Origin of the sequence: Nocardia sp. NPDC050793 (assembly GCF_040654065.1) — a bacterium.
Lineage (GTDB): Bacteria > Actinomycetota > Actinomycetes > Mycobacteriales > Mycobacteriaceae > Nocardia.
The window spans coordinates 13,456-38,038 of sequence record NZ_JBFAHG010000021.1 but is presented as its reverse complement, the minus strand read 5'-3'; the positions used below and the strand labels follow the sequence as shown (position 1 = coordinate 38,038).

Sequence of the window (24,583 nt, the reverse complement as noted above, 5' to 3'; positions counted from 1 at the left end):
CTCGCTTCCGAGCGGTCGAAGCGCATGCGACGAAGTCGCGAGTCTCGACCGCTCGGAAGCGAGACATAAGGGGCCGCGAACCCGCGCGCGCCAGCGCGCCAAAAACACTGTTCGCCAAATCACGCTCGGGGGGCATGGCATCGGCAAACTTCGGGCCGATATCCTCGGGTCGTAACGTCTGGTACCCGCGGCGCGGGACTGGAACGACATCGAGAGGACAGTGTTGACCTCGAGAAGTGTGACTTCTGACAACGCGGATTCGAGCTACGACCCTGCGCCCGCACGCCTGACGGTGGGAATCGTCTCGGCGGGACGCGTGGGTTCCGCGCTCGGCGCCGCGCTCGAGCGAGCCGGGCACGTCGTGTTCGGCGTCTCGGCCATTTCCGATGCTTCCAAGCATCGCGCCCGGCTCCGGCTGCCCGATTCGGAGATCCTGCCGGTCGAGGAGGTCGCCGCCCGCAGCGAGCTGTTGCTGCTCGCGGTGCCCGATACCGAGCTGGCCGGGCTGGCGCGCGGTCTGGCGTCCGCGGGCGCGGTCCGGCGTGGCACCATCGTGGCGCACACGTCGGGCGCGAACGGCGTCGGCGTGCTCGCGCCCTTGGCCGAGATCGGCGCGCTGCCGCTGGCGATCCACCCCGCGATGACATTCACCGGTCACGACGAGGACGTCAGCCGGCTGGGAAACGCCTGCTTCGGCATCACCGCGGCCGACGATATCGGTTACGCCATCGCGCAGTCGCTGGTGATCGAGATGGGCGGCGAGCCGGTGCGGGTGTCCGAGGAGCACCGGGCGCTGTACCACGCGGCGCTCGCGCACGGCAGCAACCATCTGGTGACGGTCGTGCTGGACGCGGTGGACGCGTTGCGCGAGGCATTGTCCGGCCCCGGCTTGCTGGGACAGCAGATCGTGGACGAGCAGCCGAACGGCCTGGCCGAGCGCCTGCTCGCCCCGCTCGCGTCGGCGGCGCTGGACAACGCGCTGCGCCGCGGCCAGGCCGCGCTGACCGGCCCGGTGGCTCGCGGTGACGCCGAGGCCGTCGCCGCGCACCTCGATGCCATGGCCGCTGTGGACGACCGGCTCGCCGCCGGGTATCGCGCCATGTCGCTGCGCACCGCAGAACGAGCCAAGACCAATCCCGCTGTGATCGAGCTACTGGAAGGACGCCGTTGATGGATCCGAAGTTGCGCGGCGCCTACCGGCCCGGCGAATTGACCGTGCACCACGACCCGAGCATGCTCGCCGCGGTGGCGAAGGCGCTGCGCGGCGTCGGCCGCACCATAGGCCTGGTACCGACCATGGGCGCGCTGCACGAGGGACACCTGGAGATCGTGCGCCGCGCCAAGCGGACCAATCAGGTGGTGATCGTCTCGATCTTCGTCAACCCGCTGCAGTTCGCAGAGAACGAGGACCTGGACAAGTACCCGCGCACCCTCGACGCCGACGTGGAGCTGCTGCGCGCCGAGGGCGTCGACCTGGTGTTCGCCCCGAGCGCGTCCGACATGTATCCCGACGGCCCGCGCACCATGGTGCATCCAGGCCCGATCGGCGCTGAGCTGGAGGGCGCGAGCCGCCCGACGCATTTCGCGGGCATGCTCACCGTGGTGGCCAAGCTGCTGCAGATCGCGCGGCCCAGCGAGGCGTTCTTCGGCGAGAAGGACTATCAGCAGCTCACTCTGATCCGGCAGATGGTGCGCGACTTGAACTTCGACGTGAAGATCGTCGCGGTGCCGACCGTGCGCGAGCAGGACGGTCTCGCGCTCTCCTCGCGCAACCGCTACCTCGATCCCGCACAGCGGGAGGCCGCGCTCGCGCTCTCCGCCGCGCTGTCGGCTGGCAGGCACGCGGGCGGTCTCGGCGTAGAGGGCGTGCTGGCCGCCGCCCGCGCCGTGCTCGATGCCGCGCCCGGCGTCGACGTCGACTATCTCGAACTGCGTTCCTCGACCCTCGGCCCGGCCCCCGCCTCCGGCAACGCCCGGTTGCTCGTGGCCGCCAAGGTCGGCGCCACCCGGCTGATCGACAACGTCGCCGTCACCCTCGGCGCCCCGATCGACGGCCACCCCAATCTCGCATCCAAGCCGGAACCGGCAGCTTTCTAGAAAGGCGACGACGAAGATGTTGCGCACCATGATGAAGTCCAAGATCCACCGGGCCACCGTGACCCACGCCGACCTGCACTACGTCGGCTCGGTGACGGTGGACCAGGATCTGCTGGACGCCGCCGATCTGCTCGAAGGCGAGCAGGTCTGCATCGTCGACATCGACAACGGCGCCCGCCTGGAGACCTATGTGATCGCGGGGGAGCGCGGTTCCGGTGTCATCGGCATCAACGGGGCCGCCGCCCACCTGGTCCATCCCGGCGACCTGGTGATCCTGATCGCCTACGGGATGATGGACGAGCAGGAGATCGCCGAGTACGACCCCAAGGTGGTCTTCGTCGACGAGCGCAACCGGCCGATCGAGCTCGGTTCCGATCCGGCGCACGCCCCCGAGGGTTCCGGCCTCACCTCCCCGCGCTCGCTCACATTTGCCTGACGGCCCAATTCGAAAGTCGGGTGGGCAATGCTGCTGACCATCGACGTCCGTAACACCAGCATCGAGCTCGGCCTGTTCTCCGGCAGCGGCTCGCACGCCAAGCTGGTGCGGCACTGGCGGATGCACACCAATCCGCTGCTGACCGCGGACGAGTTCGCCATGCAGGTGCGCGGAATGGTCGGCGCCCAGCTGGACGAGGTGATCGGCGTCGCGGCACTGTCGACGGTGCCGCCGGTGCTGCACGAACTGCGCGCCATGCTGGAGCGGTACTGGTCGCACGTGCCGAACGTGGTGGTGGAACCCGGTGTGCGCACCGGCATTCCGCTGCTGGTGGACAATCCCAAGGAAATCGGCGCGGACCGGATCGTGAACGCGCTCGCCGCCCAGCAGCGCTTCGGCTCGGCTGCGATCGTGGTCGATTTCGGCACCGCCACCACGGTGGACCTGGTCTCGTCGAAGGGCGAGTTCCTCGGCGGCGTCATCGCGCCGGGCGTCGCCATCTCCAGTGAGGCGCTCATCGAGCGGGCCGCGCTGCGCCGCGTCGAGCTGGCGCGCCCGCGTTCGGTGGTCGGCAAGAACACCGTGGAGGCGATCCAGTCCGGCGCGGTGTTCGGATTCGCCGGGCTGGTGGACGGTCTGATCGACCGTATCCGCGACGAACTCGACGCCTTCGCGGGCGACGACGTGGCCGTGGTGGCCACCGGCATCAGCGCGCCGCTGATCGTGCCGGAATCGGAGACGATCGAACATCACGAGCCGCATTTGACGCTGACCGGCCTTCGCCTGGTCTACGAACGCAACCAGCAGCGCCGCAGATCCTGATCGCGGAAACAAGGGGTGGGGCGTGGATCACCCTCGGAGGGGCTGTTGCTCCCGCGAACACCGCTGCTAAACTCGCCGACGTGTATTTCCGCGTGAGCACCCAGGAGTGTTGTCGAGGCTGATTCCGGCCTCGACCGATCGAGGCCGACCGTGAGTCCCTCGACCGATCCCACCTCCTGGAGATGCGCTCATGCGTTCCTCTGTTCTTTCCCTTGGTTCCGCACGTGACAGCCTGTCGGCCCGGCCGCCGGTGGATCGTGCCGTCGCGCCCGCGCTTCCGACCCGGCTTCGCCCCGCCGATCTGCTCCGGCTGACCGACGAGGCCGCCGAGGACGTGCTCGCGGGCCGCTACGACCACCTGCTGCCCGCGGGCGGCGTCTGGCCTGATGACAAGCGCTGGGCCACCCGGCTGCTCGCCGACGACGAGGTCGACGTCTGGCTGATCAGCTGGACGCCGGGTAAGTCCACCGAACTGCACGATCACGCCGGATCGCTGGGCGCGCTCACCGTGCTCAGCGGCGCTCTCTCGGAATTCCGTTGGAATGGCACGGAATTACGCAGCCGCACGCTGACCGCGGGCGATCAGGCTTCCTTTCCCATCGGCTGGGTGCACGACGTGATGCGCGCACCGGCCGCCGCCGAATCCGCGGGCCCGCTCGATCCGACGCTGAGCGTGCACGCGTATTCCCCGCCGCTGACCGCCATGTCCTACTACGAGGTGACCGGCCACGGCACCCTGCGGCGCACCCGAACCGTTCTCACCGACCAGCCCGAAGGTGATATCTGATGAGTCCGCTGACCGTCGATGAGATGCTCGACAATGCCCGCGCTCAACTCGACAGGATCTACGCGTTCGAATTGCCCGCCGCGATCGCCAGGGGCGCCATTCTGGTGGACATCCGTCCGCAGGCGCAGCGGGATCGGGAAGGAACGCTGCCCGGCGCCTTGGTGATCGAGCGGAATGTGCTGGAATGGCGGCTCGATCCGACCAGTTCGGCGCGTTTGGCGCTGGCCGCGGATCACGATGTGGAATGGATCGTCGTCTGCTCGGAGGGCTACACCTCCAGCCTGGCCGCCGCCTCGCTGAAACAACTCGGGCTGCACAGGGCCACCGATCTGATCGGCGGTTACCAAGCGCTCAAGGCGGCGGGACTGCTGACCATCGCCAGCCGGGCGCCGCACTTCGCCCGCGAGGTCACCTCGCTCGCCTCGCTGTAATTCGGCGCGAGTTCCTTCTATCTCGAAATAGAAGGTAGCGCAATCGGTTTCGGTTATCCGGCGCGGACAGGTGTACCTGCTCGTGGTGCGGTTCTCTGGGTGAGTACCTGCTAACGGAAAAGGCAGGGCCTGCTCGTGCGCCGTCTCCGCACAAGAACACCTGCCAGGGGCGGTGAAACCCCGCCCGCGTTTCGGCGGACGGCCTTCGGAACGAAAGGCCATCAGGGCGGCGGAAACCGATGCCGATTCGTTACTGTCGGGCGGAGCACGGGCGGCCCGCAAAACGATTTCCGGTGCACGCTAGGGTTGTCGGATGTGAGCACCCCGAACACGCCCTCGTCCGGTCGCTCCGCGGGTTCGGTTCCTGCGGCGCAATCCAGCCGACCCGCCCCGGAAGCAGACGACGTCCCGGAACAGATGCGGATTCGCAGGGAGAAGCGTGAGCGGCTGCTCGCGGGCGGCGTCGAGGCGTATCCCGTTGTCGTCCCCCGGACGCACACGCTGGCCGAAATTCGGGCCGCCTTTCCCGATCTGCCCGCCGACACCCAGACCGGTCAGCAGGCCGGCGTCGTGGGCCGCGTCATTTTCCTCCGCAATACCGGCAAGCTGTGTTTCGCCACGCTGCAAGAGGGCGACGGCACCAAGCTGCAAGCCATGATCAGCCTCAACGGCGTCGGGGCGGACGCGCTTGCGGCCTGGAAGGCCGATGTCGACCTCGGTGACTTCGTTTTCGTGCACGGCGAGGTCATCGCCTCCCGCACGGGCGAATTGAGCGTTATGGCCGATTCCTGGTCCATGTCGGCGAAGGCGCTGCGGCCGCTGCCGGTGGCGCACAAAGAGATGAACGAGGAGTCGAGGGTCCGGCAGCGCTATGTCGACCTGGTCGTGCGCCCCGAGGCCAGGGAAATGGCCCGCACAAGGGTCGCGGTTGTGCGCGCGCTGCGCGCCGCGCTGGAACGTCGTGGGTTCCTCGAGGTCGAGACGCCGATGCTGCAGACGCTGCACGGCGGCGCTGCGGCCCGGCCGTTCGTCACCCGTTCCAATGCCCTCGATATGGACCTCTACCTGCGCATTGCGCCGGAACTGTTCCTGAAGCGCTGCGTGGTCGGCGGTTTGGAGAAGGTCTTCGAGATCAACCGGAACTTCCGCAACGAAGGCGCCGACTCCACGCATTCGCCGGAGTTCGCAATGTTGGAAACGTATGAGGCCTATGGCACCTACGACGACTCTGCGAAGATGATCCGGGAATTGGTTCAGGAAGTCGCGCAGGAGGCTTTCGGCACCCAGGTGGTGACCCTCGCGGACGGTACCGAATACGATCTTCGGGGCGAGTGGGCAACCGTCGAGATGTACCCTTCACTGTCCGATGCACTCGGTGTCCGAGTCACCCCGGAAACTTCGATCGAGGAATTGCTGGCACTTGCCGATCGGGTTGGACTGGAAATTCCGGAGGGCAAGGGCTACGGTCACGGCAAACTGGTCGAAGAACTATGGGAGCACGAGTACGGTGACAAGCTCTATGCGCCGACATTCGTGCGTGACTTCCCGGTCGAGACCTCGCCGCTGACTCGCCAGCACCGCAGCAAGCCCGGAGTTACCGAGAAGTGGGATCTGTATGTTCGCGGCTTCGAGTTGGCCACTGGCTATTCGGAGTTGGTGGATCCGGTGATCCAGCGCGAGCGGTTCGTGGATCAGGCGCGGCTGGCCGCGCAGGGCGACGACGAGGCAATGGCGCTGGACGAGGACTTCCTGGCCGCGATGGAGCACGGCATGCCCCCGACAACGGGAACCGGTATGGGAATCGATCGGTTGTTGATGGCACTGACGGGATTGGGAATCCGCGAAACGATACTGTTCCCAATTGTGCGTCCGGTCACTCGGTGAGGTGTGAGCGACCGGCGCGCAGGCGACGCGGGAGCGTAACCGGGCAGAGGCGGGCGAACACCGCAAATCAAACAGAGTCGGGTTCGTTTCGATAGCCGAAGTCTCGTCTTGGAATTTTCTGAATTCGAGGTATTCTTGCCTCGGGTAATCGGCCTAGTATGCGGGTCGCACGATTTCGAGAGGACGTTCATCTCATGGCAAAGAAGGTCACCGTTAGCCTGATCGACGATGTCGACGGTGAGTCCATCGCGGACGAGACCATCGAGTTTGCGATCGACGGTGTGTCGTACGAGATCGACCTGTCGTCGGCAAATGCCGCGAAGCTGCGCGACGGGCTGGAGCAGTGGGTTTCCAGCGCGCGCCGGGTGAGCGGCCGTCGCCGCGTGAAGGCCGCCGCAGGCACCGCCGCCGCCCCGAAGAGCCGGGTCTCCATCGACCGGGAACAAAGCGCGGCAATTCGCGAGTGGGCGCGCCGGAATGGCCACAAGGTCTCCGCCCGCGGCCGTATCTCCGCCGACATCACCGACGCGTACAACAAGGCCGCTAAGGGCTAGTACTTTTTCAACCCGCTGCCGCCTGGGCTAATCGTGCGACGCCCGGGCGGCAGCAGCGTTTGTGATAGTTCTTCGATATGGGCGCACCTTCGCATTCGCTTCGGTCGAGCGTGCGGCTGCGGCGTACTCGGTCCGGCAGCCGGTCAGGCGTACCGTCGCCTTCGCTCGGTCCGTGCGAGACGAGCATGTCGACAGGGTTGTCGCGATCTTGCTCGTGGTACCCCGACGCGGCACCATGGAAACGTGCGAAGGTCGTCACTGGCGGTATGGAGAGATGAGGTATCGGCGCAGTGACTGGATTCGTCGGATCATTGTTGCGATTCACCGATGATTCGGGCCGCCAGCAAGAGCTTTTGTTGAGCCCGGATCAGCAGCGTGTCACGATCGGCCGCTCACCGCAGGCCGATCTCGCGTTGCGCTGGGACGCCGAGGTGTCCCGGCTGCATGCGGCGGTCGAATACCTCGGCGCGCATTGGACGATCGTCGACGACGGTCTTTCCCGCAACGGCACCTTCGTCAACGGGGAGCGGCTGGTCGGCAGGCGCCGACTGATGGCGGGCGACAAGATCCGGGTCGGCACCTCGCTGGTCTCCTTCCACGATTTCGGCTCCGTCGCCGACGACGCCACCCGCACCTCCACCGGCTCGATTCCCACGCTCCGTTCGCTCACCGAGACCCAGCGCGCGGTCCTCGTCGCGCTGTGCCGCCCGTACAAGAGCGGGACGGGCTTCGCGACCCCGGCCTCCAATCAACAGATCGCCGAGGAACTGTTCCTGAGCGTCGACGCCATCAAGACCCACCTGCGCGCGCTGTTCGCCAAGTTCGGCGTGGAGAGCCTGCCGCAGAACCAGAAGCGGGTGCGGTTGGCGGCGCTGGCCATGCAGAGCGGCATCATCTCGGACCGGGATCTCTGACCCGGACCGTGCACGTGGACGCGCGCTTAAACAGCCGAGCGTCTCGACCATGGAGGAGCGGGGCCATTCGCGGTTGACTTGTCCTCGTCGCCGGACCGAACGATTCGGACCCGGACTGTGAGGCAGGAGAAATCGAATGTTCGCGCTGAGAATCGCCGCGCTGGTGGCGGCCGTGCTGGCAACGGGTCTGACCGCTGGCGTGTTCTACGCCTACGCCATCTCGGTGATGCCCGCGCTGAACCGCTCCGACGACCGGACCATCGTCGACGTGATGCAGAAGATCAACGTGGTCATCATCAATCCCTGGTTCATGATCGCGTTCCTCGGCGCCGTCGGGTTCTCCATCCTCGCCGCGGTGCTGCACCTGGGCAAGGAGCACCGGACGACCCTGGTCTGGCTCGTGATCGCCTTGGTGCTCAACGTGATCGCGTTCGCGGTGACCGCGGGCTTCAACGTCCCGCTCAACGACCAGCTGGCCGCGGCGGGCGACCCGGCGCAGATCGCCGATATGGCGGCGGTCCGCGCCGACTACGAGGCCGCCTGGGTGCGCTACAACGTGATTCGCGCGGTCGTGCACACCCTGGCCTTCCTGGTCCTGTGTGGCGCGATGTTCGCGGCGGGCGTTCAGCAGGGCAAGAGCCAAGCTGCGGGCTCGGGTGCGACCCAGGGTGTGGCCGCTTTCGCGGCACCGGCCGGATTCGGTGCCCCGCACCCGGCGGCGCACCGGCTCGGTTGATTCGCGGAATAGAACGGTTCCGTAAGTTACCCGTCAGTATCGGCAGTAGCTGGGACACGTCCTCGGTAGCTTCTTCTGAGCAACTTCCAGAATTGGAGGCTCCATGCGACGTGTCCCAGTTCCGTTCGTTGTTCTCTCCCTGTTGGCCGCGCTGTGGATCAGCGCGGCAAGTTCGGCGAACGCCGAGCGCTATCCGGTCGTCTACGACTTCTTCTCCGGCGTCCCGGCCGAGCTGGCCCGGCCGGGCGGTTCGCTGCCCGGATCGAACAACTGGTCCTGCCGACCGAGCGCCGCGCACCCCAACCCGGTGGTTCTCGTGCACGGCACCGGCGGTGGGGCGCAAACGAATTGGGGCGTCTACGCGCCCCTGCTCGCCAATGAGGGCTATTGCGTATTCGCATTGACCTACGGCGCCCACCCCCTGCCGTGGCCGATGTCCGCGGTCGGCGGCTTGCGGCCGATGGAGCAGAGCGGGCCGGAGCTCGCCGCCTTCGTCGACCGCGTGCTGGCCGCGACCAAGGCGGCGAAGGTGGACATCGTCGGCCACTCGCAGGGCAATTTCATCGGCAACTACTACGTCAAGCGGCTCGGCGGCGCGAGCAAGGTGGACAAGCTGGTCGGCCTCGCGCCGCCGTGGCTCGGGAGCAACGCGGCGGGCCTCGGCGACGCGGCCGCCTACGCCGCCCGCATCGGCGCGACCGCGGCATTCGACCTCGCGGTCGGCGCCTGGTGGTGCCAGGCATGCGCCCAGGTCATCGCGGGTTCGCCGTTCCTGAAATTGCTGAACGCCGACGGCGTCTACCACCCCGACGTCGACTACACGAACATCGCGACCCGGCTCGACCAGTCCGTCGTCCCGTACACGGCCGGTCTGGTCCCCGGACCGAACGTCACCAACGTCGTGGTCCAGGACGGATGCGCCGAGGACTACTCCGAGCACGCGGGCATCGCGGGCAGCCCGCGCGCGGCCGGTTTCGTCCTGAACGCACTCGACCCATCCCACCCCCGACAGGTGCCGTGCGAGTTCGTCGCACCGTTCACGGGGTAGGTGGACCTGCGCCTTCGTTCCGTGCGCGCGTGGATTGATGGCGGAAGTCGTCCGACAGCGTTTGCCGGGCGTGCCCATGTGTGGCCGTGCGTGGTGTGCGGGCGGAGGTTGCCGGGGCGTACGTCCGCCCTCGCTCCACCGTGTCCGTCGTGCGTCTCGGGCCTGCGTCTTCGCTCCAGCTATGCGTGGGGTGACACGCGCCGACTTCGTCTGGACGCATTCGCTGGGCACGGCTCTGCCTTGCTCCAGCTACTGCACGAAGTTGTGGCCGAAGCGGGCCGTCGTCGTGCCCCCGGCCTTCGATCGTGCGCGGCTTCGAGGCTGCCTTCGTGCCCGCGCTACGTAGGCGCTTCGGCCGCGCGCGAATTCTGGACGGAGGCCGTCCGGCGGTGGCCTGCCGGTAGCTCCGCCGCGGCTTTGCGCGGTTCAGGGGCGGACTTCGTTCGGCCGTGCTGGTCAGTGCGTGCCGCCTCGGCTCTGGCCGTAGGTGGTTCGAGGGCGGAATCGGCAGCGTCCGATGTGCGCAGCTTCCATTTCGTCGCGGATCGGACTCCGCGGGAACACCGGCCGACGTCCGGTCGTTTTCAGTGGGACGGGCGTTCGAAAGGCGGTGGCGGCCCCGGATCGGGGCGGCGCATGCGGGGTCGGCGACTGTTCGCTGTTGGCAAAACCGGATCGGAAACGAAACCCGCAACGCTCACGTTATGAGTGAATGACCGTGCTGTCGCTGGTTCCCAATAGGGTGGACTGGAGGCGGTGCGAACCCCCGCCAACTAGAGTGGATGGCGGGGGCCGCAAGCCCCGGGCTTCATGGCAGGCTGACGACCACAGGTTGCGCACAGCACTGAAGCGTCGGACGCCATTGAAGGTCTGAGCAGGAGAGTGAGGGAGCGATGTTCGAGAGGTTCACCGACCGCGCGAGGCGTGTCGTTGTCCTGGCCCAAGAAGAGGCCCGGATGCTCAACCACAACTACATCGGCACCGAGCACATCCTGCTTGGCCTCATCCACGAGGGCGAGGGTGTCGCGGCGAAGTCGCTGGAGTCCCTTGGCATTTCGCTGGAGGGTGTGCGCAGCCAGGTGGAGGAGATCATCGGCCAGGGTCAGCAGGCCCCGTCCGGTCACATCCCGTTCACCCCGCGCGCCAAGAAGGTGCTGGAGCTGAGCCTGCGCGAGGCGCTGCAGCTCGGCCACAACTACATCGGCACCGAGCACATCCTGCTCGGCCTCATCCGCGAGGGTGAGGGCGTTGCGGCGCAGGTGCTGGTCAAGCTCGGCGCCGACCTCAACCGCGTCCGCCAGCAGGTCATCCAGCTGCTGTCCGGGTACCAGGGCAAGGAGCCGGTGGAGTCCGGCGCCCGCGGCGAGGCCGGGACCCCGTCCACCTCGCTGGTGCTCGACCAGTTCGGCCGCAACCTGACCCAGGCCGCGCTCGAGGGCAAGCTCGACCCGGTCATCGGCCGCTCGAAGGAGATCGAGCGCGTCATGCAGGTGCTGAGCCGCCGCACCAAGAACAACCCGGTGCTGATCGGCGAGCCCGGCGTCGGCAAGACCGCCGTCGTCGAGGGCCTCGCGCAGGCCATCGTCAACGGCGAGGTGCCCGAGACGCTCAAGGACAAGCAGCTCTACACCCTCGACCTGGGTTCGCTGGTCGCGGGCAGCCGCTACCGCGGTGACTTCGAAGAGCGCCTGAAGAAGGTGCTCAAGGAGATCAACACCCGCGGCGACATCATCCTGTTCATCGACGAGCTGCACACGCTGGTCGGCGCGGGCGCGGCCGAGGGCGCCATCGACGCGGCCTCGATCCTGAAGCCGAAGCTGGCCCGCGGCGAGCTGCAGACCATCGGCGCCACCACCCTCGACGAGTACCGCAAGTACATCGAGAAGGACGCCGCCCTCGAGCGCCGGTTCCAGCCGGTCCAGGTGGGCGAGCCGACCGTCGAGCACACCATCAACATCCTCAAGGGTCTGCGCGACCGCTACGAGGCGCACCACCGGGTATCCATCACCGACGGCGCGCTGGTCGCGGCCGCGACGCTGGCCGACCGCTACATCAACGACCGGTTCCTGCCGGACAAGGCGATCGACCTGATCGACGAGGCGGGCGCCCGGATGCGCATCCGCCGGATGACGGCTCCGCCGGACCTGCGCGAGTTCGACGACAAGATCGCCGACGCGCGCCGGGAGAAGGAATCCGCGATCGACGCGCAGGACTTCGAGAAGGCCGCGCGGCTGCGTGACAAGGAGAAGCAGCTCGTCGCCAAGCGCGCCGAGCGTGAGAAGCAGTGGCGTTCCGGTGATTTGGACGTCGTGGCCGAGGTCGACGACGAGCAGATCGCGGAGGTGCTTGCCAACTGGACCGGTATCCCGGTGTTCAAGCTCACCGAGGAGGAGACCACCCGTCTGCTCCGCATGGAGGACGAGCTGCACAAGCGGATCATCGGCCAGGAGGACGCGGTCAAGGCCGTCTCCAAGGCGATCCGCCGTACTCGTGCAGGCCTGAAGGATCCGAAGCGTCCGTCCGGCTCGTTCATCTTCGCCGGCCCGTCCGGTGTCGGTAAGACCGAGCTGTCCAAGGCGCTGGCGAACTTCCTGTTCGGCGACGACGACGCGCTCATCCAGATCGACATGGGCGAGTTCCACGACCGCTTCACCGCCTCGCGGCTCTTCGGCGCCCCTCCGGGCTACGTCGGCTACGAGGAGGGCGGCCAGCTCACCGAGAAGGTGCGCCGCAAGCCGTTCTCGGTCGTGCTGTTCGACGAGATCGAGAAGGCCCACCAGGAGATCTACAACACCCTGTTGCAGGTCCTCGAGGATGGTCGTCTGACCGACGGCCAGGGCCGGACCGTGGACTTCAAGAACACGGTGCTGATCTTCACCTCGAACCTCGGCACCTCGGACATCTCGAAGGCCGTCGGTCTTGGCTTCTCGCAGTCCAACAGCGAGGGCTCGAACTACGAGCGGATGAAGCTCAAGGTCAACGACGAGCTGAAGAAGCACTTCCGGCCCGAGTTCCTCAACCGCATCGACGACGTGATCGTCTTCCACCAGCTCACGACCGACCAGATCGTGCAGATGGTGGATCTGATGATCGGCCGCGTCGCCAAGCAGCTGAAGAACAAGGACATGGAGATCGAGCTGTCCGAGAAGGGCAAGGCGCTGCTGGCCAAGCGCGGCTTCGACCCCGTGCTCGGTGCCCGGCCGCTGCGCCGCACCATCCAGCGCGAGATCGAGGACCAGCTGTCGGAGAAGATCCTCTTCGGCGAGATCGGCCCAGGCCAAACGATCTTTGTGGATGTGGAAGGCTGGGACGGCGAGGGCTCCGGCGAGGACGCCAAGTTCACCTTCACCGGTAAGGCGAAGCTGACCAAGACGGCCGTCGAGGAGAAGCCCGAGGTCGTGCTGACCGGCGCGGGCGAAGGCACCGCCACCGAGGCCGCCTCCGGCGAGTAAGTACCGACGAGAAGGCCCGCCCCCAACGGAATCGTTGGGGGCGGGCCTTTTTCGTGTCCTGGATCAGCCGAAGTGCATGACCGCCGCGGAACCGGACTCGGCCGCGTCGGCGAAGAAGGCGGCGAGGGTCGCGTAGTGGAACTGCAGATAGCCGAGTCCCGCGTCGCCGTCCCTGACCCAGATGCGCGGGTAGATGTTCGCCTCGTCCATGGCGGCGGGATCGTAGTGCGTGGCGAGCGCGGTGAACGGCGTGGCCCGCAGCCGTTCGGCTGTCTCGCCGACCAGCTCGGCCGGCCATCCGTAGTACTCCTCGTCCTCGTCGAGGGGCAGGCTGTTATCGCACAGATTCACCCCCGTCCCGGCCGCATCGAGCAGATAGCGCAGCCCGTCCCATGCCTTGTCGAGATAACCGTCGGGGTCGCCTTTGGCACGCTCGAGCTGCCAAAGATCCTCCTGCGCTCGCGGACTCGCCGCGACGAGGCGGCTCAACCGCTCGCTCGTGACCTTGGTGAACGACAGGATCACTCCCATTGCTTTCCCCCGTCCCACGGAATTCGCGGTTGCCGAATTCCGATCCGATTGTCTTCCTTGGTGATCGAGACGGAATGTAATCGACTCGACCGACAGGTCTCGGTGGAGACGGACGGAGGACGCGTCACCGGGGTCCCTGGAGGAGTGGGCGTCGCTGCTTCGGACCGAATCGATCAGGTTGCCGGTTCTGCCCAGTAGCGAAGCGCCGCTTATCGCTCCGCGACCGATGAGGTGCAGCGCTCCAGCACCGGCGTGCAGGCAGCGGCGAGTTCGTCGAGGACGACGAGTTCGTCGATTCCGTATTTCTCCCTTCGGTATTCGAGGAGTTCGGCGGCGGCAGCCGGGTCTTCGGGCAGCAGTGCCGCCGCGCCTGCGTCGCGCAGTCCGTCGGCGGTGAGGCCTTGTTTTCCGAGCCAGAACGGCAGGCGGGCGCCGATGCCGACGAGTTGGTGGGTGAAACGAATGTCGCGGTCGGTGTTCTCGCGCACGATGCGCACCATCGCGGCCAATTCCGTTTCGGTGGCGCCGGGTTGGGTCGCGAGCAGGATGCGGTCGGCGATCTCGGCTGCCGCGGCGAGCATGCGCGGACCGCTCGCCGCCACCACGATCTCCGGGCTGGGGTCGACTGCCGCGCGGACCGCGGCGACCGCCTCTAACAATTGCTCGCGACGCCGGCGCGCGGAGCCCCAAGGCATGCCGAGCCGTTCGGCCTCGCCAGCGGCGTCCGGACGGCCCGCACCGATGCCCAGTTCGAAGCGCCCGTCCGAAAGCAGTTGTAGCGCCGCCACGTCCCGCACCAGCGCGGCGCTGTGCCGCAGCGGGGCCGCCAGCACGTTGGGACGCAGCCGCACACTGTCGGTGACCGCCGCGGCTGCCGCCAGCATCGGCAGCGGCGACGGCGTGTACATCGTGTCGGGCAGCAAAATCGTTCGGTAGCCCTGGTTTTCGGCCGCCCGCACCGCGTCGACCCACTGCGCACCCGAACGCGCCGTGACGATCATGCCGAACTTCATCACGTCGCCCCTCAGCGTCCGGTCTCGCGGAGCACGGCCAATCGCTCCCGATACTGCGCCTCGGTGATCTCACCGCGCGCGAAAGTATCGCGCAGCACACCGATGCCGGTGTGGCGGCGGAAGCGGTTGCGGGCCAGGAATATAAGGACCAGGAAAGTAAGCCAGAACAGTAGCGGGAAGATCCAGAAGAACGGCAACGGATGCCAGCCGCCGTCATAGTGATCCGCCAGCAGAGCCAGCGCTTCCGATTGCGTGAAAAGCGTCATGCTCCGAGCGTGCGCGCCGTAAACCATCCGAGACATCGGCCGCGCGTCCCCGATCCGCCTACGCCTGCCGACGTACTTTCCGGGTCCGGCAACCCTGACCAACTGGATGTTTGCCGAAAGCCGCCGCTCGCCGATTGCCAAAGATTCACTATCCGTGCTTCCCGCGCATCCGTAGTGCGGACCGCCCCGATGGCTGGCCGCGCCTCTACCGCACCGGCGCGCCGCACTTTCCGCTGAGCCCCGCGCCGATCGAGCTGTGCACTGCTCGCGGGTCCGGCTGGGGAACGGCTATTGCCAGCCCGGGCGGACGAGGCCGGATTCGTAGGCCAGGACGACCAGCTGGGTGCGGTCGCGGGCGTTCAGTTTGGTGAGGATGCGGCTGACGTGGGTGCGTGCCGTGGCGGGGCTCATGAAGAGGCGTTCGCCGATCTCGGCGTTGGTGAGGCCCTCGGCGACCAGGGTCATCACCTCGCGCTCGCGATCGGTGAGTTGGTTCAGTGCGGCGGGCGGCGGTTGTTTGGCGTGCGCCGAGAATTCCGCGATCAGGCGGCGGGTGACGCCGGGGGAGAGCAGGGCGTCACCGGCGGCCACCACGCGCACGGCCCGCAGCAGATCGGCGGGTTCGGTGTGTTTGACGAGGAATCCGGTCGCGCCGGAACGCATCGCCTCGAAGACATATTCGTCCAGGTCGAAAGTGGTCAGCACGACCACGCGGACCTCGGCGAGCTGTGGGTCCTCGGCGATCATCCTGGTCGCGCACAGTCCGTCGAGCACGGGCATGCGGATGTCCATCAGCACCACGTCCGGCTGGAGCGAGCGGGTCATGCGCACCGCTTGCTCGCCGTTGCCGGCCTCGCCGACCACCTCGATGTCGTCCTGCGCGTTCAGCAGCGCGACGAAGCCGCCGCGCACCAGCGCCTGATCGTCGGCGACCAGCACCCGAACGCTCATCATGCCTCCCCTCGCGGTGCGGGCTCGACCATCACGTCTCGGCGGTCTCGGAAGGCGCTGAACTGCGCGGACTCGATTCCGACCCGTTCACGTTGCCGGGGGACGCCGACGTGGAGCCGTTACGGACCTTCCCGTCGTCGACCGTGGTGTCCGAGTTCGCGGAGGTGGTGTTGTGTGTTTGCGGGCCAGCTGTGGCGTCCGCATCGCCGGGAACCGCTTGCGCGCAGCTGTTCCGGGCCTTCGGGTCATCGATCGCGGTATCCGGGGCCCCTGCGGTGGTGCTGTCGTGTGTTCGCGGGCCGGTTGTGGCCTCTGCGTTGCCGTGGGCCGGTTGTGCGGAGCTGTTGCGGGCCTTCGGGTCGCTGGTCGTGGAGTTCGGGTCTGCGGCGGTCGTGCCGTTGTGTGTTTGCGGCTCGGCTGTGGCCTCCGTGTCGCCGGGAGCCGAGGGAGAGGAGCCGTTGCGGACGTTCGGGTCGTGGATCGCGGTGTCCGGGTCTGTGGCGGTGGTGCCATTGTGTGTTTGCGGTCCGGTTGTGGCCTCTACGTCGCAGTTGCGGTTCGGATCCGCAGAGTTTGCGACCGATGCGGTCCCGTTTCGCGGTTCGGTCGCCTTGCCTGGGGATGAGGTATCCGAATCATCCGAGGACGCCGCGGCGGCGTTGCGCCCCTGCTGGTCCGTCGCGGCACCGCTCTTCGCGGGCGCAGGCGCAGGTTCGGGTTCGGCGGGCCGTGGCGCCGGGCGCTGGACGGGCTCGGTCTGGCTGGGCAGCCGGGCCGCAACCCGGAATCCGCCGCTCGGGCGCGGACCCGCGGTGAGCGCGCCGCCGAGGGCGTGTGCCCGCTCGCGCATGCCGATGATGCCGTTGCCGCCGCTCGCACCGGACCGGAGCGCGGGCGCGGTGGGGCGGGTGTTGTCGATGGTGAGATCCACCGATCCGGCGGCGTAGCGGACGGTGACCGTGGCGCTCGCGCCCGGCGCGTGGCGCACGACGTTGGTCAGGGATTCCTGGATGATCCGGGCCGCGGCCACATCGATCACGCTGGGAAGTTTCTGCGGCTCGCCGATCACGCGGGTCTGCACGGTAAGCCCGGCGTCGCGAGCCCGCTGCAGCAGCGTGTTCAGATCGTCGATGCTGGGGGCGGGCGCGCGCGGCGCCTCCTGATTGCGGACCGGTGTGGCGTTGCGCGGCAGCCTGCCGGGTTCCGCCGCGTCGGATTCGCGTCGTTCGCCGGGCGCGCCGCGCCGCACACCGCGACGGCCGCGCGCGGGACGAGCCGACTCGATCGAATTCGCTTCGGGTTCGGGCTCTTCCGTGGTCGCACCGGTGCGGATGGTCTCCAGCAGCGTGTGCACCTCGGCGAGGGATTCCTTGCTCGCCGCCTTGATCGCGGCCAGCGCCGTCCGCGCCTGCTGCGGCCGCTTGTCGAACAGTTCCAGCGCCACCGAGGACTGCACGTTGATCAGCGAAAGACTGTGGGCCAGCACGTCGTGCAGTTCCCTGGCGATGGCCAGCCGCTCCTCGGTGGCGCGGCGTTCGCGCCGCAGCTGCTCGTCGCGCCGGGCGGCCTCCACGCGCTGCCTGCGGGCCTCCAACGCGATCTTGCGTTGACGCAAGCCCTCGGCCGCGCCGACGAGCACGATCAGCCAGGCCATGATCCCGAAGATCTGCCAGCCGTTCACCGATTTGCCGAGCAGCGCGGGCAGCGGCCAGACGAAGGCCGCGTAGCCGATCGGCATGAGCGGGTATGTCCACCAACGGGATCCGATCGTCGCCGCGGTGAGGAAGGCGATCACCAGCGAGATGAAGATCGGACCGTATCCGTAGCCGAGGGCCAGGTATATCCCGCACGCGGCGAGCGTGACGACCAGCACCGGCAGCGGCTGGGTGCGCCGGAAGAGCAGCGCCACCGGCCCGGTGAGCAGCAGCAGGTAACCGAGCACATCCAGCGACTGCGTGCCGGTCTGGTGCATATTGGCGCCGCGACTCCCGGCCACCTGGACTATCGCGACGACGAACGCGATGCCCCAGTCCCATACGACCGAGCCACGATTCGCTATGCCTGGCGCACTCACCCTTGCAGCCTAAGGCGTATCTCCGCCTTCGCTCCGGCCATGCGCGGGTTTGGACAGACTTCGTCCGGCTGCGCCCATCGAGGCCGACCGCTGATCGGCGTCCGTGATCGCATGTATTCGATGCCTACGTCCGGGGGCTCGGACGGTGGCGGCCGGTGGATTCGTTCGCGATACGTACACCGGGCATCGCCTCGCGACGGATGTGTCGCCCCAGCTCAGCGGGGGATTCTCGAGTCATGACGAATTCCATCGTGGTCACCTCCGGGCTGACCAAACGGTACGGAGCGCACATCGCCGTCGACGACGTCGGCATGCGGGTCGCCGCGGGGGAGATCTACGGCTTCCTCGGCCCGAACGGCGCGGGCAAGACCACCACGCTGCGCATGCTGGCCGGGCTCATCCGGCCGAGCGCGGGCGTCGCGACCGTGCTCGGCGGCGCGCCAGGCGACCCCTCGGTGCTGCGCCGGGTCGGTGCGCTGATCGAGAGCCCCGGCTTCTACCCGTATCTTTCCGGCCGCGACAACCTGCGGGTTCTCGCGAGATATCGCGGTCTCGGCCGCGCCGAGGTGGCGGACGCACTGGATCGCGTCGGCCTCGCCGATCGCGCCGACGACAAGTTCCGCACCTACTCCCTCGGCATGAAGCAACGCCTTGGCGTCGGCGCGGCCCTGCTCGGCCGCCCCGATCTGCTCATCCTGGACGAGCCGACCAACGGCCTCGATCCCGCGGGCATGGCCGAAATGCGTGAGCTGATCACGGAATTGGCCACCGACGGCCACACTGTGCTGCTGTCCAGCCACCTGCTGAGCGAGGTGCAGGAGATCTGCGACCGCGTCGGCGTCATCTCCGGCGGCAAGCTCATCGCCGAGTCCACGGTGGCCGAATTGCGCGGCGCCGCTTCATTGTTGCTGCGGGCTGAGCCGATGGACGTGGCCATCGCGGCGGTGCGCGGCGCGCTCGGTGCGGAGGTGGTGCTGCGCGTTGTCGAGGCGACGCCGCGCGGCGGCGAATCGGTGCCGCACGGTGCCGAGGTGCCGCCGGGCGGTAACGAGGCAGCGCTACGCGGTGGCGACTCAGCGCTGCGCGGTATCGCGACAGCGTTAGGTGGTGCTGAGGTGGTGCTCGGCAATGGCGACGTGGCACTGCGCGGTGCGAAGGTGGCGGCGCGCGGTACCGACTCGGCGTTGCACCGTGCCGCGACTGCGTTGCGTGATGCCGAGGATGCGCAGCGCGGTAGCACGACCATCCGCATCGAAGCCGACGCGAGCGCCGCGCCGGTGGTCGCCCGCGCTGTCATCGATGCCGGAGCCGATCTGTTCGAGTTGCGTGTCGACGAAAAGTCCCTGGAGGAAGTGTTTTTCGAGATCACCGAAGGAGCGATGCGATGAACGACCTGGTGGCGAGCGCCCGCGCGGAACTGCTGCGGTTGCGCGGATGGCCCGCGTTCTGGATCGTGCTCGGCACGTGGATTCTGTTGAACCTCACGTTCTCCTACCTGTTCAACTATCTGGCCTACACTTCGGGCGAGCAGAGCACGATGTCCGACGCGCTGCCGAAAGAAGTTCTGCTGCAACAGATGTTGCCCGCCGCGGTGCCCGAGGTGTTCACCCAGGGCATGGCGATGTTCGGCGGCGCGCTCATGCTGATCCTCGGCGCGCTGGCCGTCGGAAGCGGATACGGCTGGGGCACTTGGAAGACCGTCCTCACCCAGGGGCCATCGCGGTCCGCGGCGGTCGGTGGACTGCTGATCGGCCTGGCGCTGGTGGTCGTCGCGCTGGTGTGCGTGGCGTTCGCGGTGGACACCGGAGTGGCCGCGCTGATCGCGAGCACCGAATCGCAATCTATCGCACTGCCGAGTGCTTCCCGCGTCTTCGACGGACTCCTCACGGGCACAGCGATTCTCGGCATGTGGACACTCGCGGGCGCCTTGATCGGCGCACTCGCTCGCGGCCCGGCTCTCGCCGTCGGTCTCGGCCTGGTCTGGGTGCTGGTCGTGGAGAACCTGCTGCGCGCGACGTCCGCGATCTTCGCCCCGATCGCCGCGCTGACCGACCGCCTCCCCGGAACCGCCGCGGGCTCTCTCGCCGGCGCCATGCGCACCGTGGGCGGTCCCGCCACCCCCGGTGTCCTGGACACCTTGTCCCACACCGAATCCCTGACGCTGCTGGCCCTCTACACAGCCCTCTTCACCGCAGCCACCCTCACCCTCATCCACCGCCGCGACCTGACCTGACCCAGTGGACGAGCGTGCGCTAGGGCCTCGATAGAAGTGCGTGGGCGATGCGCGTCAGGCCTTGTGCGATGGCGGACGGGGTGAGCCCGCGTTCGCGTTGCGCGGTGTAGACCTCGGCGGCAAGCGGAGCCAGTAGCGGATCGATCAGTGCGTCCGGTTCCGCGATGTTCGCCGCCAGCAGCAGCGCGCGAACATGGGCGTACCAGAAGCCGTACGCGCCGGTGGTGAAGCGCGCGCCGCCGGTTTCCGCGCCGAGGGCCAGGTGGGCGTGGTTGTCGAGCAGTTCGACCATCGCCTCGTAGAAGGCGGCCATGCGGTCGGCGGGGGGTGCGCCCGGCCCGAGGGGCGGGTCGCCGTGCAGCAGGCGTTCTTGGAGGGTGCGCTCGTGCTCGTCCAACAGGGCGACGGCGATCGAGTTCGTGTCGGGGTAGCGGCGGTACAGGGTGCCACGGCCGACGCCCGCGGCTTTGGCGATGTCGTCCATGGTCACCGTGCGTGGATCGCGCCGGGCGAAGAGCTCCGCGGCGGCCGCGAGGACCTTGGCGCGGTTGCGTGCCGCGTCCGCGCGTTCGCTCGGCGGGTGGTCGAGCGGGGCGCCGGTGAGGAGGTCGGAGCGGGCATCCATGGCAACGACTCTAGCCGAATCCAGAATAAGTGGACAATGTGTCCGGTTGATTGTTAGCGTGGTAACTGGACGATGTGTCCGTTTGATCGAAGGGTTGAATCATGAGCACCTTGTTGCATCTCGACGCGAGCGCCCGGCGGCGCTCGATCAGCCGGGAGCTGAGCGCTGAGTTCGCCGCTGCCTGGCGCGCCGCACATCCGGACGGCGAGTACCGGTACCGAGATCTCGCCACGCGACCCGTTCCGTTCATCGGCGAGGCGTGGACCGAGCTGTGTGACGCGGTGCTCGCGCGCGGCGCCTTCGACCCGACCGAGCTCGACGCACTGGTGACGACCAAGGCGCAGGCCGCGGCGCTCGAGGTGCTCCGTCCTCTCTTGGACGAGGTGCTCGCCGCCGACGTGATCCTGATCGGCACCCCGATGTACAACTACTCGATTCCCGCCGCGCTGAAGGCCTGGCTGGACCAGATCACCTTCCCGCGAATGTCGCTGGGCCACCGCCGATTCGTGGTCGCCTCCGCGCGCGGCGGTAGCTATACGCCCGGTGCGCCCAAGGCGGCCTTCGACTATCAGGAGCGCTTCCTGCGCGACTTCTTCGCGGGCCATTTCGCCGTGACCGACACCGTTTTCGTGCACGCCGAACTGGCCAACTCGCGCCAGGATCCGGCACTGGCCGACCGCCGCGCCGAACACGACGACTCCTACGCGAAGGCGCTGGAGACCGCGCGATCGCTCGGCGGGGTGTACTGAAATGAACTGGCTGACACTGGGTCTCGCCGGTCTGGTCGAGATCGTCTGGTCGCAGAGCATCAAACCGACCGAGAACTTCACCCGGCCGCTGCCCACTGTGGTGTGCTTCGCGCTTGGCAGCCTCGCGGTGTATCTGCTGTCCAGGTCCATGCAGACGTTGCCCGTCGGCACCGCCTACGCCGTGTTCACCGGCATCGGCGCGGTGGGCGCGATCGGTCTGGGCATCGTGGTGCACCGTGACCCGCTCAGCGCGGGCCGGGTGTTCGCGCTCGCGCTGATCCTCGGCGGCATCGTGCTGGCCAGGGTGACCAATCCCGAGTGACCGCCGTCGGTTACGGAGGGGCGAATGCTGTGGGCGCCGGTGCGGCACGGGTATGGTCCGGTGATGGTCGACCAGTCAGTTCGCCTCCCGGATCTGTCCACACGGCCCCACGAGCTCACCGTGGAGCGGGTGATGAAGTCATCGCCCGGCCTGCTCTACGCCGCATTTACGCAGGGGTTCGACATTTGGTTCGCCGCCCCGGATTCGGTGCGGATGAGGCCCGAGGTGGACGAGCCGTTCTTCTTCGAGACCGAATTCGAGGGCAGGCGCAACCCGCACTACGGCCGCTTCCTGCGGCTGGAGCCGGAGCGTCTCGTCGAGCTGACCTGGGTCACCGGCGAAGGTGGCACCGAGGGCGCCGAGACCGTGGTGAGCGTGCAGTTCGTCAAACAGCCGCGCGGCATCCGGCTTCGCCTGCGTCACGCCGGGTTTGCCAGCGAGGCGGCCAGAGACCGGCACCGCGAAGCCTGGCCGCAGGTGCTCGAGCAGCTCGACAGGAAGCTCGGCGCGATCGTCTGACGGCTCGCCCGCCGAAGCGGTGCCCGCGATCGGTGTGTGCGGGTAGGTTCTAGCTGCACGAGTTCGGCTCACTTGGTGAAAGGACAATGATGCCAACACGTACCGCGCGCACCGCATGGACCGGTGGCCTCCAGGACGGCTCCGGTCAGGTCGAGCTGACCAGTTCGGGCGTCGGCAAGTACGACGTGTCGTTCCCGAAGCGCTCCGCCGAGTCGGCCGATGGCACCACCAGCCCCGAGGAGCTGATCGCGGCCGCGCACTCCTCCTGCTACGCCATGGCGCTCTCGGCGCAGATCGGCAACGCGGGCGGCACTCCGGAGAGCCTCGACGTGACCGCCGACGTCACCCTCGGCCCTGACCCGGCGGGCGGCTTCCGCATCAACGCGATCAAGCTGACCGTCCGCGGCCGGGTCTCCGGCCTGGACGCCGACGGCTTCCTGGCCGCGGCTGAGGCCGCCAAGGCGGGCTGCCCGGTCTCCAAGGCGCTGGCCGGCGTCGACACCATCAGCCTGGACGCCGCCCTGGCGTGACCGCTTGATTCTCCGCACTTCTCGCTTCCGGCGTGGAGTGCGGGGAGTCATGGGGTCGCGCGGCGGGCGAAGTACTCGCGAGCGCCGGATGCGTACATGGCCGGAATCGCGACGAGCACGGCGAGCACGTGGATCGTGCGCAGGCTTCCCAGCGCGAGCGAGCTCGGGGTGACGGACAGGTCGAGCCCGTCGGCGGCGAGCGACGTCAGCGGTTCCACGAGCAGCGAGGCCAGACCGAGAACGCCGAGGCCGAGCGCGAGTGCGAGCCGGGCCATCCGGTCGCCGCGCGTCATTCGCACCACGACGGCGAACACGAACAGGTAGATCGCGCCGCGCACGGCCAACCCGAGGGCGAGGCCCGAGAGGTCGGCGTCGGAGCGTTCGAGCGTCATCGCCACCCGTGCCAACGCCTCGCCTGCCCCGGCGAGCAGTGCTACGACGAAAGCCGCGGCTGCCAGCATCACCGAACGCGGTGCATCGGAAGTGCGGGCGGAACGAGAAAGGGCAGTGCCGGTCATGAAACCGACACTGCCCCTGATCTTCTGGACGCGGATCAGCCCGCGGTAGCAACCTCGCCCCGTACCGGGGTGCCAGTGCGCTGCGCGAACTCGGTGAGCGCCGCGAAACCGAGACCGAGCGCCGCCCACAGCGTGGCGGAGACGGCCAGCGACGCGACCCGGAACTGCCACAGCAGGCTCGGCGGGAAGTCGGCGGCCACCTCGTCGACGCCGGGCAGCAGGACGTAGCCCAGCGTGGTGATCAGCACGAACGCGGCCGCACCAGCGATCAGCCGGACGGTGTCCAGCTGTCCCCGCAGCAGCTTGTACGCATACACCGCGGCGCCGACGGCCGCGAGGCCGAGCAGCACCGAGGCCACCCACAGCAGGGTGCGGTCGTTGATGGTCTCCGGATCGCCGACCGCGGGCGGGTTCGCCGGGTATTTGAAGAACGGCACCGCGACGATCGCGGCCCAGCCCGCGACACCGAGCCCGATCGCCAGTTTCGGACCGGACAGGCCGGTGTGACGCCGCGCGAAATGCGCGACCGAAGCGAAGATCGCGCCGAAGGCGAGACCGCTGAGGCCGAGGGCGAGGAACTGGCCGAACTTCTGTCCGGGCCGGCCGACCAGCGGCTCCTCCCCGTCACCGTGGGAGTGGCCCGAGGCGGGTTCGTCAGGAGCGTGGTGCGAATCCTCGGTGGCCGCGTTCGCCTCCTCGATGGCGATGGCGGCGTCGACCTTGGGTTCGCCGACGAAATATCCCACCGTGGCGGCCAGCAGGCCGGCGATCAGACCGGCGAGCAGGCCGCGCAGCAGCAGGGTTTTGAGTGAGCCGGCCAGGGGGCTCGGCAGGGTGGGTTGATTCAGTGGCACGGAACACCCAGCAAGTGCCGTCCGTCATGCATCAGCTCGTGCATGAACATCCCGCTGCGCGAGATGGCGCCCTGATCGAAGCCGACCAGGTACAGCGTGAGCAGTGCGAGAAGAACGACACCTACCGTGACGAGCACGGTTGCCAGGGATTCGGTTGCCCGGCTCGGTGTATGCGCGATGGCCATTCGAGTCCTCCTAGGGATACGTCCCAACCGGACTTCGCGTCCGGCGAAACGC

27 protein-coding genes are annotated in these 24,583 nt (G+C 68.0%); 18 read left to right on the top strand and 9 right to left on the bottom strand.

Features of this window, described 5'->3' with window-relative positions; all coding sequences use genetic code 11:
• The first annotated feature begins 238 nt into the window (after positions 1-238).
• The 12 genes from AB0H50_RS35315 to AB0H50_RS35260 all read left to right on the top strand — a co-directional run bounded on the left by AB0H50_RS35315 (position 239) and on the right by AB0H50_RS35260 (position 13,161).
• Positions 239-1,171: a DUF2520 domain-containing protein gene (locus tag AB0H50_RS35315; RefSeq protein WP_357461573.1), complete on the top strand. Its 933-nt coding sequence runs from the start codon at positions 239-241 to the stop codon at positions 1,169-1,171.
• Positions 1,171-2,097 carry a pantoate--beta-alanine ligase gene (gene panC / locus AB0H50_RS35310; RefSeq protein ID WP_357461571.1) on the top strand — a complete coding sequence of 309 codons (927 nt, stop codon included), beginning with the start codon at positions 1,171-1,173 and terminating at the stop codon, positions 2,095-2,097. The genes AB0H50_RS35315 and panC overlap by 1 nt, the downstream gene beginning before the upstream one ends.
• A gap of 16 nt (positions 2,098-2,113) precedes the next feature.
• Positions 2,114-2,533: an aspartate 1-decarboxylase gene (gene panD, locus AB0H50_RS35305; RefSeq protein WP_068055434.1), complete on the top strand. Its 420-nt coding sequence runs from the start codon at positions 2,114-2,116 to the stop codon at positions 2,531-2,533.
• A gap of 27 nt (positions 2,534-2,560) precedes the next feature.
• Entirely contained in the window at positions 2,561-3,355 is a 795-nt protein-coding gene (locus AB0H50_RS35300; RefSeq protein ID WP_357461568.1) for a type III pantothenate kinase, read from the top strand.
• A 190-nt stretch (positions 3,356-3,545) separates the two neighbouring features.
• Complete coding sequence (locus tag AB0H50_RS35295; protein WP_357461566.1) at positions 3,546-4,142, top strand: cysteine dioxygenase family protein; 597 nt, start codon at positions 3,546-3,548, stop codon at positions 4,140-4,142.
• 8 nt (positions 4,143-4,150) lie between these two features.
• Entirely contained in the window at positions 4,151-4,573 is a 423-nt protein-coding gene (locus AB0H50_RS35290; RefSeq protein ID WP_357461584.1) for a rhodanese-like domain-containing protein, read from the top strand.
• 417 nt (positions 4,574-4,990) lie between these two features.
• Positions 4,991-6,457 (top strand): lysine--tRNA ligase, encoded by a 1,467-nt coding sequence (gene lysS / locus AB0H50_RS35285; RefSeq protein WP_357461581.1) that lies wholly within the window; start codon positions 4,991-4,993, stop codon positions 6,455-6,457.
• Between the two features lie 194 nt (positions 6,458-6,651).
• Positions 6,652-7,011 (top strand): Lsr2 family protein, encoded by a 360-nt coding sequence (locus tag AB0H50_RS35280; protein ID WP_357461563.1) that lies wholly within the window; start codon positions 6,652-6,654, stop codon positions 7,009-7,011.
• Positions 7,012-7,301: 290 nt separating this feature from the next.
• Entirely contained in the window at positions 7,302-7,925 is a 624-nt protein-coding gene (locus AB0H50_RS35275) for an FHA domain-containing protein (protein ID WP_357461561.1), read from the top strand.
• Positions 7,926-8,061: 136 nt separating this feature from the next.
• Positions 8,062-8,661: an anthrone oxygenase family protein gene (locus tag AB0H50_RS35270; RefSeq protein WP_357461558.1), complete on the top strand. Its 600-nt coding sequence runs from the start codon at positions 8,062-8,064 to the stop codon at positions 8,659-8,661.
• 103 nt (positions 8,662-8,764) lie between these two features.
• Positions 8,765-9,709: an alpha/beta fold hydrolase gene (locus tag AB0H50_RS35265; protein ID WP_357461556.1), complete on the top strand. Its 945-nt coding sequence runs from the start codon at positions 8,765-8,767 to the stop codon at positions 9,707-9,709.
• An 893-nt stretch (positions 9,710-10,602) separates the two neighbouring features.
• Positions 10,603-13,161: an ATP-dependent Clp protease ATP-binding subunit gene (locus AB0H50_RS35260; protein WP_357461554.1), complete on the top strand. Its 2,559-nt coding sequence runs from the start codon at positions 10,603-10,605 to the stop codon at positions 13,159-13,161.
• Positions 13,162-13,224: 63 nt separating this feature from the next.
• On the opposite strand, the gene AB0H50_RS35255 is transcribed toward AB0H50_RS35260, so the two are convergent.
• The 5 genes from AB0H50_RS35255 to AB0H50_RS35235 form a co-directional block, all read right to left on the bottom strand.
• Positions 13,225-13,692: a YfbM family protein gene (locus AB0H50_RS35255; protein WP_357461551.1), complete on the bottom strand. Its 468-nt coding sequence runs from the start codon at positions 13,690-13,692 to the stop codon at positions 13,225-13,227.
• Between the two features lie 209 nt (positions 13,693-13,901).
• Entirely contained in the window at positions 13,902-14,705 is an 804-nt protein-coding gene (locus AB0H50_RS35250) for an LLM class flavin-dependent oxidoreductase (RefSeq protein ID WP_357461548.1), read from the bottom strand.
• Between the two features lie 11 nt (positions 14,706-14,716).
• Complete coding sequence (locus AB0H50_RS35245; RefSeq protein WP_357461545.1) at positions 14,717-14,971, bottom strand: hypothetical protein; 255 nt, start codon at positions 14,969-14,971, stop codon at positions 14,717-14,719.
• Positions 14,972-15,259: 288 nt separating this feature from the next.
• Positions 15,260-15,922 (bottom strand): response regulator transcription factor, encoded by a 663-nt coding sequence (locus tag AB0H50_RS35240; RefSeq protein WP_357461542.1) that lies wholly within the window; start codon positions 15,920-15,922, stop codon positions 15,260-15,262.
• A gap of 31 nt (positions 15,923-15,953) precedes the next feature.
• A complete protein-coding gene (locus AB0H50_RS35235) occupies positions 15,954-17,996 on the bottom strand; it encodes a histidine kinase (RefSeq protein ID WP_357461540.1) in 2,043 nt (680 codons plus the stop codon).
• A 236-nt stretch (positions 17,997-18,232) separates the two neighbouring features.
• On the opposite strand from AB0H50_RS35235, the gene AB0H50_RS35230 reads away from it, so the two are divergent.
• A complete protein-coding gene (locus AB0H50_RS35230) occupies positions 18,233-19,384 on the top strand; it encodes an ABC transporter ATP-binding protein (protein ID WP_357461537.1) in 1,152 nt (383 codons plus the stop codon).
• A complete protein-coding gene (locus tag AB0H50_RS35225) occupies positions 19,381-20,229 on the top strand; it encodes an ABC transporter permease (RefSeq protein ID WP_357461534.1) in 849 nt (282 codons plus the stop codon). Before AB0H50_RS35230 ends, AB0H50_RS35225 begins: the two co-directional genes overlap by 4 nt.
• A 19-nt stretch (positions 20,230-20,248) precedes the next feature.
• Here AB0H50_RS35225 and AB0H50_RS35220 read toward each other — a convergent pair whose 3' ends face one another.
• Positions 20,249-20,854, bottom strand: coding sequence for a helix-turn-helix domain-containing protein (locus AB0H50_RS35220; RefSeq protein ID WP_357461531.1), 606 nt, complete (start codon positions 20,852-20,854; stop codon positions 20,249-20,251).
• A gap of 101 nt (positions 20,855-20,955) precedes the next feature.
• On the opposite strand from AB0H50_RS35220, the gene AB0H50_RS35215 reads away from it, so the two are divergent.
• The 4 genes from AB0H50_RS35215 to AB0H50_RS35200 all read left to right on the top strand — a co-directional run bounded on the left by AB0H50_RS35215 (position 20,956) and on the right by AB0H50_RS35200 (position 22,974).
• Positions 20,956-21,603, top strand: a complete 648-nt coding sequence (locus AB0H50_RS35215; RefSeq protein ID WP_357461528.1) for an NAD(P)H-dependent oxidoreductase — start codon at positions 20,956-20,958, stop codon at positions 21,601-21,603.
• Between the two features lies 1 nt (position 21,604).
• Positions 21,605-21,925, top strand: coding sequence for a multidrug efflux SMR transporter (locus tag AB0H50_RS35210; protein ID WP_357461525.1), 321 nt, complete (start codon positions 21,605-21,607; stop codon positions 21,923-21,925).
• 63 nt (positions 21,926-21,988) lie between these two features.
• Positions 21,989-22,444 (top strand): SRPBCC domain-containing protein, encoded by a 456-nt coding sequence (locus AB0H50_RS35205; RefSeq protein ID WP_357461522.1) that lies wholly within the window; start codon positions 21,989-21,991, stop codon positions 22,442-22,444.
• Between the two features lie 89 nt (positions 22,445-22,533).
• Positions 22,534-22,974, top strand: a complete 441-nt coding sequence (locus AB0H50_RS35200) for an OsmC family peroxiredoxin (protein WP_357461519.1) — start codon at positions 22,534-22,536, stop codon at positions 22,972-22,974.
• A 47-nt stretch (positions 22,975-23,021) separates the two neighbouring features.
• Here AB0H50_RS35200 and AB0H50_RS35195 read toward each other — a convergent pair whose 3' ends face one another.
• Genes AB0H50_RS35195 through AB0H50_RS35185 form a run of 3 tightly spaced genes read right to left on the bottom strand, consistent with a single transcriptional unit; the run spans position 23,022 to position 24,531 of the window.
• Positions 23,022-23,492: a hypothetical protein gene (locus tag AB0H50_RS35195; RefSeq protein WP_357461516.1), complete on the bottom strand. Its 471-nt coding sequence runs from the start codon at positions 23,490-23,492 to the stop codon at positions 23,022-23,024.
• 35 nt (positions 23,493-23,527) lie between these two features.
• Positions 23,528-24,346, bottom strand: a complete 819-nt coding sequence (locus AB0H50_RS35190) for a CbtA family protein (protein WP_357461513.1) — start codon at positions 24,344-24,346, stop codon at positions 23,528-23,530.
• Positions 24,337-24,531: a CbtB-domain containing protein gene (locus AB0H50_RS35185; RefSeq protein WP_068055493.1), complete on the bottom strand. Its 195-nt coding sequence runs from the start codon at positions 24,529-24,531 to the stop codon at positions 24,337-24,339. The genes AB0H50_RS35190 and AB0H50_RS35185 overlap by 10 nt, the downstream gene beginning before the upstream one ends.
• Positions 24,532-24,583: the final 52 nt, after the last annotated feature.

Coding starts and splice junctions, on each gene's coding strand:
- AB0H50_RS35210 (WP_357461525.1), top strand. CDS start 21,605: ATGAACTGGCTGACACTGGGTCTCGCCGGTCTGGTCGAGATCGTCTGG.
- AB0H50_RS35185 (WP_068055493.1), bottom strand. CDS start 24,531: ATGGCCATCGCGCATACACCGAGCCGGGCAACCGAATCCCTGGCAACC.
- AB0H50_RS35245 (WP_357461545.1), bottom strand. CDS start 14,971: ATGACGCTTTTCACGCAATCGGAAGCGCTGGCTCTGCTGGCGGATCAC.
- AB0H50_RS35240 (WP_357461542.1), bottom strand. CDS start 15,922: ATGAGCGTTCGGGTGCTGGTCGCCGACGATCAGGCGCTGGTGCGCGGC.
- AB0H50_RS35295 (WP_357461566.1), top strand. CDS start 3,546: ATGCGTTCCTCTGTTCTTTCCCTTGGTTCCGCACGTGACAGCCTGTCG.
- AB0H50_RS35230 (WP_357461537.1), top strand. CDS start 18,233: ATGACGAATTCCATCGTGGTCACCTCCGGGCTGACCAAACGGTACGGA.
- AB0H50_RS35300 (WP_357461568.1), top strand. CDS start 2,561: ATGCTGCTGACCATCGACGTCCGTAACACCAGCATCGAGCTCGGCCTG.
- AB0H50_RS35220 (WP_357461531.1), bottom strand. CDS start 20,854: ATGGATGCCCGCTCCGACCTCCTCACCGGCGCCCCGCTCGACCACCCG.
- AB0H50_RS35225 (WP_357461534.1), top strand. CDS start 19,381: ATGAACGACCTGGTGGCGAGCGCCCGCGCGGAACTGCTGCGGTTGCGC.
- AB0H50_RS35250 (WP_357461548.1), bottom strand. CDS start 14,705: ATGAAGTTCGGCATGATCGTCACGGCGCGTTCGGGTGCGCAGTGGGTC.
- lysS (WP_357461581.1), top strand. CDS start 4,991: ATGCGGATTCGCAGGGAGAAGCGTGAGCGGCTGCTCGCGGGCGGCGTC.
- AB0H50_RS35265 (WP_357461556.1), top strand. CDS start 8,765: ATGCGACGTGTCCCAGTTCCGTTCGTTGTTCTCTCCCTGTTGGCCGCG.
- AB0H50_RS35200 (WP_357461519.1), top strand. CDS start 22,534: ATGCCAACACGTACCGCGCGCACCGCATGGACCGGTGGCCTCCAGGAC.
- AB0H50_RS35270 (WP_357461558.1), top strand. CDS start 8,062: ATGTTCGCGCTGAGAATCGCCGCGCTGGTGGCGGCCGTGCTGGCAACG.
- AB0H50_RS35280 (WP_357461563.1), top strand. CDS start 6,652: ATGGCAAAGAAGGTCACCGTTAGCCTGATCGACGATGTCGACGGTGAG.
- AB0H50_RS35215 (WP_357461528.1), top strand. CDS start 20,956: ATGAGCACCTTGTTGCATCTCGACGCGAGCGCCCGGCGGCGCTCGATC.
- panD (WP_068055434.1), top strand. CDS start 2,114: ATGTTGCGCACCATGATGAAGTCCAAGATCCACCGGGCCACCGTGACC.
- AB0H50_RS35260 (WP_357461554.1), top strand. CDS start 10,603: ATGTTCGAGAGGTTCACCGACCGCGCGAGGCGTGTCGTTGTCCTGGCC.
- panC (WP_357461571.1), top strand. CDS start 1,171: ATGGATCCGAAGTTGCGCGGCGCCTACCGGCCCGGCGAATTGACCGTG.
- AB0H50_RS35205 (WP_357461522.1), top strand. CDS start 21,989: ATGGTCGACCAGTCAGTTCGCCTCCCGGATCTGTCCACACGGCCCCAC.
- AB0H50_RS35255 (WP_357461551.1), bottom strand. CDS start 13,692: ATGGGAGTGATCCTGTCGTTCACCAAGGTCACGAGCGAGCGGTTGAGC.
- AB0H50_RS35195 (WP_357461516.1), bottom strand. CDS start 23,492: ATGACCGGCACTGCCCTTTCTCGTTCCGCCCGCACTTCCGATGCACCG.